The organism is Sphingomonas sp. AC435 (genome assembly GCF_979253005.1).
This window is the reverse complement of the sequence record NZ_CEEDCJ010000002.1, coordinates 486,466-501,427: the sequence shown is the minus strand read 5'-3', so window position 1 is coordinate 501,427 and position 14,962 is coordinate 486,466. Positions and strand designations below refer to the sequence as shown.

Below are 14,962 nucleotides of genomic sequence, written 5' to 3'. Positions count from 1 at the left end.
TGACTGCGGAAGGTATTGCAATCGAACCAACCACAAGGCTCGCACACAGGCGCGTGCGCCGCTAGAGGGCGGCCATGCTGCTCCGCGTCCTGTGGTCCGGCCGCTGGGCGGTCGCCGCCTGTTCCCTTTGCCTCGCGGGCCATGCGCGCGCCCAACAGGGCGTGCAGACCGATGCGCCCGATCCGAATTCTCCGCTCGCGCCGTTGCCCGATATCGGTGTCGCATGGCCGGACCTGTCGGCGGAACCCGCTACGGCGGGACCGGCCACCGCCGCCACCGACGTGGTCGCCGAACGCCGGTACGGCTGGCGCGTCGATGGCATCGACGGGGTCGGATCGCCGCTGCTGAAACAGCGCTTCGACGAGTTCTCGACGCTGAACGCCGGCGACGGCGATCCCGCCAACGCCGCGCAACTCGACCGCCGCGCGCGCGAGGATGCCGAGCTTCTGGCGACGCTGCTCCGCGCGGAGGGCTATTACGATGTCGCCGTCACGACGCGGGTGGAGGCGGGCGCGAAGCCGCTGGTGGTGCTGGAGGCGACGCCTGGTGGCCTGTACCGCTTCGCCGGCGTGACGCTGGACGGCGTTGCCGCGGCCGGGGGCAAGTCCGCTTCGTTGACCGATGCGTTCGGCGTCAAGGCGGGCGATCCCGTCAACGCGGACACGATCGTCGCGGGACAGGCGCGGCTCGCGACCGCCGTCGGCGCAGAGGGGTTTCCCTTCGCCAGGGTCGGCGATCCGGCGATCGTCGTCGACCGCGCCGCGCGGACCGCGACGCTGGACCTGAGCGTCGCGCCCGGTGGTGAGCGGCGGTTCGGCGACATCGTCGCGCTGCCCGGCAATCGCGTGTTCGGGCCGGATCACGTGGCGGAGATCGCGCGGTTCGACCGCGGCGATCCGTTCGACCAGCGCCGCCTCGACGATCTCCGCCGCGCGCTGATCCAGACCGGGCTCGTCTCCGCCGTCGCGCTGACCCCGGTCGAGGGCAAGGAGCCCGGCACCGTCGACATCGGCGTGAAGCTGGACCGCGCGCCCCCGCGCACCGTGGCGGGCGAACTCGGCTACGGCACCGGCGAGGGCGCGCGCGCGGAACTCAGCTGGACCCACCGCAACCTGTTCCCGCCCGAAGGCGGCCTGACGCTGCGCAGCGTACTCGGCACACAGGAGCAACTCGGCTCGGTCGTCTATCGCCGCAACAATTTCGAGGCGCGCGACCGCGTGCTGACGTTCCAGGTCGCGGCGGCGCACCAGTCGCGCAACGCGTACGACGCGAAGACCTTCTCGTTGTCGGGCACGCTGGAGCGGCAGACCAACATCTTCTTCCAAAAGACGTGGACGTGGTCGATCGGCGCCGAACTGATCGCCTCGGACGAGCGCGACGTGATCCTCGCCACCGGCGATCCGCGGCGGCGGACCTTCTTCATCGGCGCGCTGCCGACCAGCCTGATCTACGACGGGTCGGACGATCTGTTGAACCCGACGACGGGTTTCCGGATCGGCGGGCGGATCAGTCCGGAGGCATCGTTGCAGGGATCGGTGTTTGGCTATGCGCGCACCCAACTCGACGCCAGCGTGTACCGCACGGTCATGCCCGGCGTCGTGCTGGCGGGGCGGACCCGGCTCGGTACGATCGCCGGCGCACCGCGCGATGCGGTCGCGCCGTCGCGGCGTTTCTACGCCGGCGGCGGCGCGTCGGTGCGGGGGTATGGTTTCCAGTCGATCGGCCCGCGCGACCCGAATAACGACCCGATCGGCGGCCGCAGCCTGACCGAATTCTCGATCGAGGCGCGGGTGAAGGCGTTCGGCAATTTCGGCGTCGTGCCCTTCCTCGACGCCGGCAACATCTACACCGCCGCGCTGCCGCGCTTCACCGACTTCCGCTACGGCGCGGGCCTCGGCGTGCGATACTATTCGAACTTCGGGCCGATCCGCATCGACGTCGGCACGCCGCTCAACCCGCAGCGGGGCGACTCGAAAATCGCGGTCTATGTGTCGCTGGGACAGGCATTTTGACGAAGGCCGTGCGCTGGATCGTCGGTATCGTCGCAGCGCTGCTGGCGCTGGCGGCGGCGGTGCTGGTGCTGGTCGACACGCCCTGGGGTCACGGACTGGTCGCCGAGCGGATCGGCAAGATCCGCCCGAGCAGCGGCCTGCGCTTCTCGGTCGGGCGGATCGAGGGATCGCTCTACGGCGAGACGCGGCTGACCGATCTGCGCGTCTACGACCTGAAGGGCCTCGTCTTCCGCGCACCGCGGGTCGAGCTGGACTGGCGGCCGGCACGGTGGCTGTCGAACGAGCTCGCGATCGACCGGCTGGTGGTGCCGCAGGCGGTGCTCGAATACGTCCCGCAAACCCGCAAGAGCGGCAAGGCGTCGCCGATCCTGCCCGATTTCGACATCCTGATCGGGCGGCTCGACATCGGCCGGCTGACGCTCGCCCGGCCGGTCCTGGGCCGCGAGCGTGAGGCGCGCGTCGTCGGGCAAGCGGACATCCGTTCCGGCCGCGCGCTGGTGAAGATCGACGCCGCGGTCTCGGGCAGCGATCTTCTGGCGCTGTCGATCGATGCCCAGCCGGACCGCGACCGCTTCGACATCGACGTGCGCGCAGCAGGCGCTTCCGGCGGCGCGCTGGCGAAGGCGGCGGGCGTCGCCGGGCCGGTGGCGCTGACCGTCACCGGCGACGGCCGCTGGGCGCAGTGGCGCGGCACCGCGGTCGCCACCGCGCGCGGCACCCGTGTCGCCGACCTCGCGCTGGCGGCTACCTCCGGCCGCTACACGTTGTCGGGCGCGATCACGCCGGCATCGCTGTTGACCGGCAAGGCGCAGCGGCTGACCAGCCCGCGCGTCGCTGTCGACGGATCGGCGACCTTCGCGAACCGCCGGCTCGACGGCGCGCTGAACCTGCGTTCGGCGGCGCTGGCGATCGACACGACCGGCACGATCGATCTCGGCGCTAACGCGTACCGCAACGTCCGCATCGCCGCGCGCCTGCTGCGGCCGGCGGCGCTGTTCGGCAACATGGGCGGGCAAGGGATCGCGATGCGGGCGATCCTCGACGGCCCGTTCGCCACCGCGCGCTACGACTGGCGGCTCGCAGCGAACCGGCTGTCGTTCGACAATACCGGGTTCGAGACGTTCCGTGCGGCGGGTGCCGGCCGCCTGTCGACAACGCCGGCGCGCCTGCCGGTGCGAGTCGCCGCCGCGCGCGTCACCGGCGTCGGCGATGTCGCGGGCGGCATCCTGCGCAACCTGTCGGTCGACGGCGTGCTGGTGCTCGCGCCACCGACGCTGACCGGCACCGCGCTGAAACTGCGCTCGGACAAGCTGGCGGGGCTGATCGATCTGTCGCTCGACCTGCGCACCGGCCGGTTCGAGGTGGGGCTGAACGGTCGGCTGGGCCGTTACCTGATCCCGGGCATCGGCATCGTCGACGTCACCTCGCGGCTTCAGGTCGTGCCCGGACCGAACGGGCGCGGCACGCGAATCGTCGGGCGGGGGCAGGCGCAGGTGCGGCGGCTCGACAACGCATTCTTCCGCTCGCTGACCGGCGGGCTGCCGCGCATCGACACCGGGCTGGAGCGGACCGCGGACGGTATCCTCCACTTCAACGGCGCACGCCTCGTCTCCCCGCAACTGACGCTGTCCGGCAACGGCTATCGCCGCCGCGACGGCACCTTCCACTTCGAAGGTGTAGGCACGCAGGCGACCTACGGCCCGCTGACACTGGTGCTGGACGGCCGCGTCGAAAAGCCGACGATCGACCTGAAGCTCGCCCGCCCGAACAAGGCGCTGGGCCTGCGAGACGTGATCGCCCACCTCGATCCCACGCCGCAGGGTTTCGCATTCCGGGCAGCCGGCCGCTCCCGCCTCGGCCCGTTCACCTCCACCGGCGCGATCCTGCTGCCGCGCGGTCCGGGTGCGACGGTATCGATCGCCGCGCTGGATGTCGCCGGCACCCGCGCGCGGGGCGATCTCGCGATCGTCACCGGCGGTTTCGACGGACGGCTCGCGGTCGCGGGCGGGGGGCTCGACGGCGAGCTGCTGTTCCGCCCGGTCGGCATCGTCCAGCGGATCGAGGCGCATCTCGCGGCGCGCAACGCCGCGTTCGAGGGTGTGACCCTGCGACAGGGCAAGCTCGACCTTGTGACGTTGCTCGATCCCGCCGGCCAGACGATCGACGCGACCGCCAGCGGCCAGGGGCTGCGCTATGGCGGTCTCTCGCTCGCGCGGTTCGGCGGGACTGCGAAGCTCGTCGACGGCCTGGGCGAAGTGCGTGCTGCGATCGCCGGGTCGCGCGGTCGCGCCTTCGACCTGCGCACCGTGACGCAGGTCCGCGCCGACGGCTACACCGTCGCGGGGCAGGGTACGCTCGATCGCCGCCCGATCCAGCTCATCACGCCTGCGATCGTGACCCGCGACGGCGACGGCTGGCGGCTCGCCCCGACCCGCCTGTCCTTCGCGGGTGGTGAAGCGAAGCTGTCCGGTCGATCCGGTCCCGGCGGGCTGGCGGTGGAGGCAAGCGTGGAGCGGATGCCGCTCGCGATCCTCGACATCGGCTTCGCGGGGCTGGGACTCGGCGGCACCGCGTCGGGGACGCTCGACTATTCCGCCGCTACGAACGGCCCGCCGACCGGGCGCGTGGACATGACGTTGCGAGGCGTCACCCGCTCCGGGCTGGTGCTCACCTCCGCCCCGATCGACATCGGCGTTGCTGGCGTGCTGCGCGCCGACCGCGCCGGCCTGCGCGCGGTGCTGGCCTCCGGGGGCAAGACGATCGGCCGGGCGCAGGCGCAATTGTCGCCGCTCGGACAAGGTAGCCTGATCCGCCGCCTCGCCGATGCGAAGCTGTTCGCGCAGTTGCGCTATGCCGGGCCGGCGGACGCGTTGTGGCGGCTGACCGGTGTGGAGCTGTTCGACCTGTCCGGCCCGGTGTCGATCGGCGCGGACGTGACCGGAAGCCTCGCGCAGCCGCTGATCCGCGGCGCGCTCAATGCCAGTGGCGCACGGATCGAAAGCGCGACCACCGGCACGCTGCTGACGGGGGTTCAGGCGAGCGGCCGCTTCGCCGGCTCCCGCCTCGCCATCCAACGCTTCTCCGCCGATGCGGGCAAGGGCGGTCGGGTGGAGGGCAGCGGCCAGTTCGACTTCGCCGCGCCGACCGGGATCGGCCTCGACATCCGGCTGAACGCGCAAAACGCCGTGATGATCGCGCGCGACGACATCGGCGCGACCGTCACTGGGCCATTGCGCTTTCTATCGACGGGCACCGGCGGCACGATATCGGGCGATGTCGTCCTCAACCGCGCTCGCTATCGCCTGGGTCAGGCGACCGCCGCCACGGCCGCGCCGAAGCTGAACGTGCGGGAGATCAACGTGCCCGGCGGCGATGTCGAGGACGATCGACCGCCAGCACCGTGGACGCTCGATCTCGGCGCAAAGGCATCGGGTGGCGTGATGGTCAGCGGCCTCGGCCTGACCAGCGAATGGTCCGCGAACATCCGCATCGGCGGCCAGCCGACCAATCCCGCGATCACGGGCCGCGCGAACCTGATCCGCGGCGACGTGGAGTTTGCGGGACGCGATTTCGAGCTGGAGCGCGGCGTCATCCGCTTCGGCGGCGAAACCCCCGCCAACCCGGCGCTGGATATTCAGGCGAACGCCGACAGCACCGGCCTGAACGCCAGCATCCGCGTCGCCGGCACTGCACTGAAACCGGAAATCAGCTTCACCAGCGTGCCCGCGCTGCCGGAAGACGAATTGCTGTCGCGGCTGCTGTTCGGTACCTCGATCACCAACCTGTCCGCACCGGAGGCGCTGCAACTCGCAGCGGCGGTGTCGGCGTTGCAGAATGGCGGCACCGGCCTCAACCCCATCAACGCGCTGCGCCGCGCCGCGGGGTTGGACCGGCTGCGTATCCTGCCCGCCGATCCGCAGACCGGGCAGGGCACGTCGGTCGCCGCGGGCAAGTTCGTAACGCGTCGCCTGTACGCGGAGATCGTCACCGACGGTCAGGGCTATTCCGCGACGCAGGTCGAGTTTCAGGTCACGCGCTGGCTGTCGCTGCTGTCGAGCATCTCCACGTTGGGCCGCCAGAGCGCCAACGTGCGGGTGTCGAAGGATTACTGAACCCGTTCGTGCTGAGCGCCGTCGAAGCACCTGTCACGGAGGACGGAATTCCGTGGCGTGGCCGTCGACTAAGCTGAGGCCGAACGGGCGCTGAGCTTCAGCTCTTCAGCCGCCACCCGGTCCGGAATATCCACCCGATCCACGTCAGGCACGCCGCGAAGAACCCCGCCGTCACCGCCAGGCTGATCCCGACACCAACGTCGCTCGTCCCGAAGAACGTCCAGCGGAAGCCGTTGATGAGATACACGACCGGATTGAACAGCGTGATCGACCGCCACGGTTCCGGCAGGATCGTCACCGAATAGAACGCGCCGCCGAGGAAGGTAAGGGGCGTCACGACCAGCAGCGGGATGACCTGCAACTGCTCGAACCCCTTGGCCCAGATACCGATCGCGAATCCGAACATGCAAAATGTCGCCGCCACCAGCACCAGATAGGCGATCATCGCAAACGGGTGCGCGATCGGGAGGTCGACGAACAGATGCGCCGTCGCGAAGATGACGAGGCCGATCACCACCGACTTGGTCGTCGCCGCGCCGACATAGCCCAGCACCGTCTCCAGCGGGGAGAGTGGCGCGGATAGCAACTCGTAGATCGTGCCCGTGAACTTCGGCATGTAAATGCCGAGCGACGCGTTCAGGATGCTCTCCGAAAAGATCGCGAGCAGCATCAGTCCGGGGACGATGAACGCGCCGTACGGCACGCCCGACACTTCGCGCATCTGCGATCCGATCGCCGAGCCGAACACGATGAAATACAGCGACGTGGTGATGACGGGCACCATCAGGCTGGTCCAGATCGTCCGCCCGAACCGCGCCATTTCGAAACGATAGATCGCCCATATGCCATGCAGGTTCATGCGATCGTTCCTCGATTCAGGGTGGGGCGAGGGCGACCGTGAGCCTTCCGACCGACGAGGATTGTGCTCCCGCGAAGGCGGTAGCCCAGTGTCTCCGAACTCATCCGCCTTTGTACTGCGTCATTACTGGGCTTCCGCTTTCGTGGGACCAGGGGCGTGGCGGAGCTCATCGCTTCTCCTCCACGAGCCCGACGAAGATATCCTCCAGGCTCGACTTCGACGTTTCCAGATCCTTGAACGCGATGCCCAGCTCCTGCATCCGCCGCAGGAACGACGGTATCCCCGTCCGCTCCCCCGTCGCATCGAACACATAGCGCAGGGTGTGGCCCTCATTCTCCAGCGTCGGTGCCCATTCCGCCAGTTCCGCGGGTATTTCGGTCATCGGCTCGACCAAGGTCAGGTCCAATTCGCGCTTGCCGAGTTTCTTCATCAGCGCCGCCTTGTCGTCGACCAGCAGCAGCTTGCCCTTGGCGATCACGCCGACGCGGTCGGCCATCTCCTCGGCTTCTTCGATATAGTGCGTCGTCAGGATGATCGTGACGCCGCGGTCGCGCAGGCGGTGAACCAGCTTCCACATGTCCCGGCGCAGCGCCACGTCGACGCCCGCCGACGGTTCGTCGAGGAACAGCAGGTCGGGTTCGTGCGCCAGCGCCTTGGCGATCAGCACGCGCCGCTTCATCCCGCCCGACAGCGTCATGATCTTGGCGTGCCGTTTATCCCACAGCGACAGGTCGCGCAGCAATTCCTCGATATAGGCGCTGTGCCCCGATCGCCCGAACAGCCGGCGCGAGAAGGTGACCGTCGCCAGCACGCTCTCGAACGCGTCGGTCGACAATTCCTGCGGCACCAGCCCGATGCGGCGACGCGCCTGCTTGTAATCGCCGAGCGCGTCGTGCCCGTCGACGGTGATGCTGCCGGTCGATGGCACGACGATGCCGCACACGATCGATATCAGCGTCGTCTTGCCCGCGCCGTTCGGCCCCAGCAGCGCGAAGATCTCGCCCCGCCGGATGTCGAGGTCCACCGCCTCCAGCGCGGTCGGTCCGTTGGCGTAGGTCTTCGACACGCCACGGATCGACAGGATCGGATCGTTCGCCAAGTCTGTCCCCCTGTTGGGTAGTTGGCGGCGTCTTAGCGGCGGGAGGGGACGGCGCAAACGTCTAACTCCCCGCTTTTAGGAGCGGGCCGGGGTGGGGTGGAGCCGTGGCGAGCCACCGGAGCGATTCGAAGCACAATTGGAAATCAAGCTCTTCGACAAGCTCACGGCGAACGGACCGGTGGCCCAACGTCACGCCGTCACCCGCCAGCGGTTCATCCGTTGATGATCCCCCGCCGGCTGTTACCCCGCGCGCGCCTCGGCGATTGCGCGCTTCAGGTCCTCGATCGGGAAGGCGCCCGACATCACCCGGTCGCCGATCACCCAGCTCGGTGTGCCGGTGATCCCCAGCTTCGCTGCGGTATCGAGGTTGCTCGCGATCTCCGCATCCACCTTGGGCGCGATCGTCGACAGATCGCTCGTATCGACACCAGCGGTCCGCGCGGCGGCGGCGATCGTGTCAGTCGACACCGGCCCGCCCGCATACAGCGCGTCGTGGAACTTCGAGAACTTGTCCTGCGCCGCCGCGATCAGGCTGATCCGGGCGGCATCGCGGCTGCTGTCCGCCAGTACCGGCAGCTCCCGGAACACGATGCGCAGGTTCGGATCATCGGCCAGCAACTGCCGGATCGCGGGCAGGCTGGCGCGACAATAGCCGCAATTATAGTCGTAATATTCGACCAGCGTGACATCCGCCTTCGGATTGCCCGCCCAGGCCCCCGCGAATGGCGTCGTGATCGCGTCGCGGTTCGCGGCGACGGACTTGCCTGCCTCCCGCTCCTGCAACCGGCGCATCGCCTCCGGGATCACCTCCGGATGCGCCATCAGATAGCCGCGCACGTCGCTATTATCGCGAGGGATAAAGTAGGTGGCGGCAGCCCCCACCAGCCCGCCGGCGACGGCGGTTGCGAACAAAATCGGAGCTTTCACCGGCGTTTCTTCTTCTTTTCACCCGCGAACGCGTCGCTGGAGGTCATCGCGATGTCCTGCGCGCGGATCCAGTCGGGCGTGTTCGACGGGATGTTGGCCATTGCATATTTGGCGGAGGCGATGGCGGTGCGCTGGTCGCCCATCATGCTCGCGCGCTCGGCCGTCGCCAGCGCGGCGCGCGGCTCGTCGCCGGTGCGCTCGTATGCGGTGCCGAGTTGCATCCAGCCCCAGGGATTCTCGTCGTCGCGCTGCACCGCCACGCGCAGCACCTTGATCGCTTCAGGCAGGTTCGCCTTGTCGTCGGTTGCGATCAACGCGTGGCCCAGCGTCGTCGAGATCAGCGGATTGCTCCCGGACTCCTGCGTCGCCAGCCTGAGCGGCACGAGCGCGGCGCGCGGCTTCCCCGCCTCCAGCAGGATCTGGCCCTTGATCTCCTGGAAATACGGGTTGTTCGGCTCGCGCCTGACCAGCGCATTCGCCTCCGCGTCCGCTTTCTCCGGGTAGCCCGATTTATGATAGGCGTAGGCGCGGGCGTATTGCGCGTAGATCGTCTGGTCCGTCTCGGGATATTCGGTCAGCGTCCGTGGCGCGTCCATGACGTAACCGGCCAGCTTCGCGCGCACCCGCCGAAACCGCTCCTGCAACGCCGCGTCAGGCGCCTTGTCGTACGCGGCGGACTTCTGCACGTCGCCGGTCAGCGTCTGGATGCGCGTGCCCGATAGCGGATGGCTCTGCATGAACGGATCGATGTTCGACAGGCCGTAGCGATATTCGTCCTGCTGCATCGTCTTGAAAAAGCTCAGCATCCCCTTGCCGGTGATGCCTGCGGTGTCGAGGTAGCGCACGGCGGAGGCGTCTGCGGTCGCTTCCTGCACGCGACTGAAGGCGAGGTAGTTGCCCATCGCCGCCTGCTGCCCCATGCCCATGATGCCGGCGCCCGCCTCGCCCGAACCGGCGGCGATCGCCGCCAGCGCCAGCACCATCGACAGGATCGAAATCTTCATCGCCGGCTTCATCGCCGCTTCGCCCGACAGGACGTGGCCGTCGGCGATATGGCCCAGTTCGTGCGCGATCACGCCCTGCACCTGATTGGCGTTGCTCGCCGCCTGGATCAGGCCGGAATGCACATAGACGATCTGCCCGCCCGCGACGAACGCGTTGATCGAGCTGTCGTTGATCAGCACGATCTTCACGTCCTGCGGCCGCAGACCCGCCGCGGAGATCAGCGGCGCGGACATGTCCGCGAACAGGCTTTCCGTTTCCGCATCGCGCAGGATCGACTGCGCCGCCGCCGGCTGCGTCCACAACAGCGCAGCCATCGCGAGGCTCGTCAGGGCAGCGAAGCGCGTCATCGGTAAGGGGTATCCGCTAAATGGCCGGCGGGATCAACGGCACGCCGCGATGGGCCGGGGCGGCTGAACGGCGGGTGAAGGGCAGCACGACCGCTCGTCAGAGCCCCAAACCAGAACCGCCCCGCACTCCTGCGAGTGCGGGGCGGCCCAAGGTCACGCGCCGAAGGTCCGCTGCCACCAGCCGCGCCGCGGCGGGCCGGCGGGGGCGTCGTCGGTTTCGCCGGCGAGCGGCTCGGCCGGAACCTGATCGGGCTCGGCGTCCGCCTCCGTCACGACAGGAGCGGGCGCTTCCGCGGCCGGAGCGTCGGCATCTGCATCGGTCTTCTTCCGGCGCGTCCGCTTGGGCTTGGCCGGAGCCTCCTCCGCCGCGGGAGCCGGCTCGGGGGCCGGCGTGGGCGTCGGGGCCGCCTCGACCGGAGCGTCCACGTCCGCCTTCTTCTTGCGGGTCCGCTTCGGCTTCGGCGCGGGCTCGTCGTTCGCAACGGGAGCAGCGGCCTCGACCGGCGCAGCCTCGGCGGCCGGGGCAGCCGCCTCGGCCGGAGCCGCAGCCCGCGCCCGCGGACGACGGCGCGTCTTAGGCGCTGCCTCGTCGGCGACGACAGGAGCCGCTTCGACCACGACCGGCTCGGCCGGTGCCAACGCCAGCGCGCTCGTCACAGGGCCGGAGTCGCCCGCATCGGCGGCTTCCTCGACCTCGACGGTCGCCTCGACGGCACCCTCGGCACCGCCCTCCTGACGACGGCCACCGCGACGACCGCGACGCCCACGACGGCGACGTCCGCCTTCGCCCGCCGGCTGCTCGCCCGCGAACTCGGCCTGCTCGTCGCCGGCGTCGATGTCCTCCGTCCCGACGGTGTCTACCGTGTCGACGGCATCGTCGCTCTCGACCTGCTCGACGCCGTCATCCGACCCCTCGATCGCATCACCAGCCTCCGAGCCCTCGCCATCCTTCGCCCGGCCCCGACGACCGCGACGGCGACGACGACGCTTGCCGCGCTCACCCTCGCTCTCGTCGTCACCACGTGCCTCGCGTGGCTGACGGGGCGCGCGGGCCTCGACGACCTCTTCCTCGTCGTCCTCCTCGATCTCGACCTCGTCGAAGACCTCGTCCTCTTCCTCCTCGATGATCAGCTCATCGATCTTCGGAGCGTGCGCAGGCGGCGGGCCGGAGGCCTCGACCGACATGCGCGCACCTTCTTCCTCGCGGTCGGGGATGATCTCGACCTGCACGCCGTAGCGATCCTCGATCTCGGCGATGTCCCCGCGCTTGCGGTTCAGCACGTAGATCGTCGCCTCCTGCGACGCGCGCAGCGTCAGCAGCGAGCCGCGACCGCGTGCCGCCTCGTCCTCGATCAGGCGCAGCGCCGACAGGCCGGCCGACGACGCCGTGCGGACCAGACCCGTGCCCTCGCAATGCGGGCACTGGCGCGTCGACGCTTCGAGCACGCCGGTACGCAGCCGCTGGCGGCTCATTTCCATCAGGCCGAAGCTGGAGATGCGGCCGACCTGGATGCGGGCGCGATCGTTCTTCAGCGCCTCCTTCATCGCCTTCTCGACCTTCCGGACGTTCGACCCGTTGTCCATGTCGATGAAGTCGATGACGACGAGGCCGGCCATGTCGCGCAGGCGCAACTGGCGTGCGATCTCCTGCGCCGCTTCCAGATTGGTCGCGGTCGCGGTCTGTTCGATATTGTGCTCGCGCGTCGAGCGGCCCGAGTTGATGTCGATCGACACCAGCGCCTCGGTCGGGTTGATGACGAGATAGCCACCCGACTTCAACTGCACGACCGGGTTGTACATCGCCGCGAGCTGGTCTTCGACGTGTGCGCGCTGGAACAGCGGCACGGCGTCGGCATACTGCTTCACCTTCTTCGCGTGGCTCGGCATCAGCAGGCGCATGAAGTCCTTGGCATGGCGATAGCCTTCCTCGCCCTCGACCACGACCTCATCGACGCCGGCGTTGTAGATGTCGCGGATCGCGCGCTTGATCAGGTCGCTATCGCCATAGACGAGCGCAGGGGCCGACGACGTCAGCGTCTTGTCCCGGATCTCGTCCCACAGACGTGCCAGATAGTCGAAGTCGCGCTTGATCTCGGTGCGCGTGCGCTGAAGCCCGGCGGTGCGGACGATGCAGCCCATCGACGACGGCAGCGCCAGATCGGCCATGATCGTCTTCAGCCGCTTGCGATCGGCGGCGTTCGAAATCTTCCGCGAGATGCCGCCGCCATGCGACGTGTTCGGCATCAGCACGCAGTAACGGCCGGCGAGCGACAGGTACGTCGTCAGCGCCGCACCCTTGTTGCCGCGCTCTTCCTTCACGACCTGCACCAGCAGCACCTGACGGCGGCGGATCACGTCCTGAATCTTGTACCTGCGGCGCAGGTTCATGCGACGCTGGCGCAGCGCCTCCACCTGATCGTCGTTCTGCCCGCGCGGCTTCTTCGACGTGCCGTCGGTCTCGCCGCCGGCCTCGCCTTCGCCCTCCTCATGATCGTCGTGATCGTCATGGTCATGATCGTCTTCGTCATGGCCGTGGTCGCGATGGTCATGATCGTCATGATGATCGTCGTCGTCGTCCTGCTCGGCACGCAGCGCGGCTTCCTCGGCCGCATGCTCCGCCTCTTCGCGCAGCAACGCGTCGCGATCCTCCTTGGGGATCTGGTAGTAATCCGGGTGGATTTCCGAAAAGGCGAGGAAACCGTGACGGTTGCCGCCGTAATCGATGAACGCCGCCTGGAGCGACGGCTCGACGCGGGTTACCTTGGCGAGATAGATATTGCCCTTGAGCTGCTTGCGCTCGGCGGACTCGAAATCGAATTCCTCGATCCGGTTACCCTGGACGACCGCCACGCGGGTTTCTTCCCGGTGGCGTGCGTCGATCAGCATACGCGTGGTCATTGATGGCTCTCCACGCGCGTCCGCCACCCTCGGGGGGGAACGCGCGACGATTGGTCGCGACGCGGCAGGGTGCCGGCGTCGCCGATGTTGCAAGGAATGCGTCTGCTCGCGAACGCCGCCGGGGCGGTGGGCCGTTCGGCTCCCGCGCCACGCCGCTCCCGCCGGCGAAGGCCGGGCGGTCTGGCGTGCGGGGGAAATGCGTCATGCGAGCGTCAACCTGGAATATGTCCGCCAACCGGGCGGACGCGCGGAACCGGCACCGGTCTGGACCGACGCACGGATGCAATCCATAGCTAGCATTGCCAACCGTTCGTCGCAACCGGCGCTTTGCCGCGATGCTCGGCATAGATCGGTAAAGGCTAAGATTGCGTTAACCATAGGTCGTTATAGCGGATTTATGGTAGGCGTAACGATATTCGGTCCCCGCGGGCGCTCCAGTGCCCTTGGACCGAGAGCAGGGGCGAGCAGGATGTTCGGGGGCGACGGCAGGGGCGGCGGGCGGCGCATGCGATGCGCGGCCGTTGCGCTCGCGCTGACGTCGGCGGTGATCGCGACGCCGGTATTCGCCGCGACGGTCACCTCGGTAGCGATCGATCGTACGCACATCGTCATCCGGTTCGACGCGCCCGCCACCGATGCGGCGGCGACCTTGCTGGACGAGCCGCGTCAGATCGCGGTCGATGTCGGGAATGCACCGCGGGGCCTGTCGATCGCGCCCGCCGGGCCGGTCGGCGCGGTCCACCGCGAGGATGGTGGCCGGCGGCTGGTCTTCGATCTGGTACGCCCGGTGATCGTGTCGGACGGCGGCTTCGACTCCAGCGGTCGCGAGCTGACCTTGACCTTGAGGCCGGTCGACGACGGTCGCTTTATCGCCGCCAGTATCGCGGGACCTCTCGACTTCCTGTCGTTCGGCTCCAGGCCGAAATACAAGGTCACCGTTCCCGTTCCGCCCGCGCGCAAGGCCCCGCCGCTCCCTCGCGTCGCGGGCGACGACACCCGCCCGCTGGTCGTGATCGACGCCGGGCATGGCGGCGTCGATCCCGGCGCGATCAATCCGGTCACCAAGCTGCGCGAGAAGGACGTGACGCTGAAGATCGCGCGCGCCATCCGCAAGGAACTGCTGGACGGTGGCCGGGTCCGCGTCGCGCTGACCCGCGACAGCGACAAGTACCTCGTCCTGCGCGAACGCTATGGCATCGCCCGACGCTTGAAGGCGAGCCTGTTCATCTCGATCCACTGCGACAGCGTCGGCAGCGGCGACGCCACCGGCGCGTCGGCCTACACCCTGTCCGAAGTCGCCTCCGACAAGGAAGCCGCGCGCCTCGCCGCGCGCGAGAACAAGGCGGACGTAATCGCCGGCGTGAACCTCGGCGATGCCGGCGCCGACGTGTCCTCGATCCTGATCGACCTGACTCAGCGCGAGACGATGAACAACTCGGCGACGTTCGCTCGTCTGCTGGGGCGCGAGGCCAAGCCGCTGATCCCGACCAAGACCAACTTCCACCGCATGGCGTCGCTGATGGTCCTGAAGGCGCCCGACCTGCCGTCGATCCTGTTCGAGACGGGCTATATCTCCAACCCCAGGGATGCCGCCTTCCTCGATTCCGATGACGGCCGCGAAGCCATCGCCGAAAGCGTCCGTCGCGCCGTCGAGGTCCATTTCGCACGCCGGATGGTCGGACGCTGACGGGTGCGCTGTCCTA

At 68.8% G+C, this 14,962-nt stretch carries 8 protein-coding genes; 3 read left to right on the top strand and 5 right to left on the bottom strand.

Annotation, left to right across the window (positions count from 1 at the left end):
• Positions 1-74 precede the first annotated feature (74 nt).
• A complete protein-coding gene (locus tag AC0CH8_RS05995) occupies positions 75-2,012 on the top strand; it encodes an autotransporter assembly complex protein TamA (RefSeq protein ID WP_465239103.1) in 1,938 nt (645 codons plus the stop codon).
• Positions 2,006-6,124, top strand: a complete 4,119-nt coding sequence (locus AC0CH8_RS05990; RefSeq protein ID WP_465239164.1) for a translocation/assembly module TamB domain-containing protein — start codon at positions 2,006-2,008, stop codon at positions 6,122-6,124. Before AC0CH8_RS05995 ends, AC0CH8_RS05990 begins: the two co-directional genes overlap by 7 nt.
• A gap of 97 nt (positions 6,125-6,221) precedes the next feature.
• Here AC0CH8_RS05990 and AC0CH8_RS05985 read toward each other — a convergent pair whose 3' ends face one another.
• The 5 genes from AC0CH8_RS05985 to AC0CH8_RS05965 all read right to left on the bottom strand — a co-directional run bounded on the left by AC0CH8_RS05985 (position 6,222) and on the right by AC0CH8_RS05965 (position 13,247).
• A complete protein-coding gene (locus AC0CH8_RS05985; protein ID WP_055845307.1) occupies positions 6,222-6,983 on the bottom strand; it encodes an ABC transporter permease in 762 nt (253 codons plus the stop codon).
• Positions 6,984-7,149: 166 nt separating this feature from the next.
• Positions 7,150-8,082 (bottom strand): ABC transporter ATP-binding protein, encoded by a 933-nt coding sequence (locus tag AC0CH8_RS05980; RefSeq protein ID WP_465239102.1) that lies wholly within the window; start codon positions 8,080-8,082, stop codon positions 7,150-7,152.
• Between the two features lie 240 nt (positions 8,083-8,322).
• Complete coding sequence (locus AC0CH8_RS05975; protein ID WP_465239101.1) at positions 8,323-9,009, bottom strand: DsbA family protein; 687 nt, start codon at positions 9,007-9,009, stop codon at positions 8,323-8,325.
• A complete protein-coding gene (locus AC0CH8_RS05970) occupies positions 9,006-10,361 on the bottom strand; it encodes a M48 family metalloprotease (RefSeq protein WP_204195510.1) in 1,356 nt (451 codons plus the stop codon). Before AC0CH8_RS05970 ends, AC0CH8_RS05975 begins: the two co-directional genes overlap by 4 nt.
• Before the next feature lie 153 nt (positions 10,362-10,514).
• Positions 10,515-13,247: an Rne/Rng family ribonuclease gene (locus AC0CH8_RS05965; protein WP_465239163.1), complete on the bottom strand. Its 2,733-nt coding sequence runs from the start codon at positions 13,245-13,247 to the stop codon at positions 10,515-10,517.
• Between the two features lie 481 nt (positions 13,248-13,728).
• On the opposite strand from AC0CH8_RS05965, the gene AC0CH8_RS05960 reads away from it, so the two are divergent.
• A complete protein-coding gene (locus AC0CH8_RS05960) occupies positions 13,729-14,946 on the top strand; it encodes an N-acetylmuramoyl-L-alanine amidase family protein (RefSeq protein WP_465239100.1) in 1,218 nt (405 codons plus the stop codon).
• Positions 14,947-14,962: the final 16 nt, after the last annotated feature.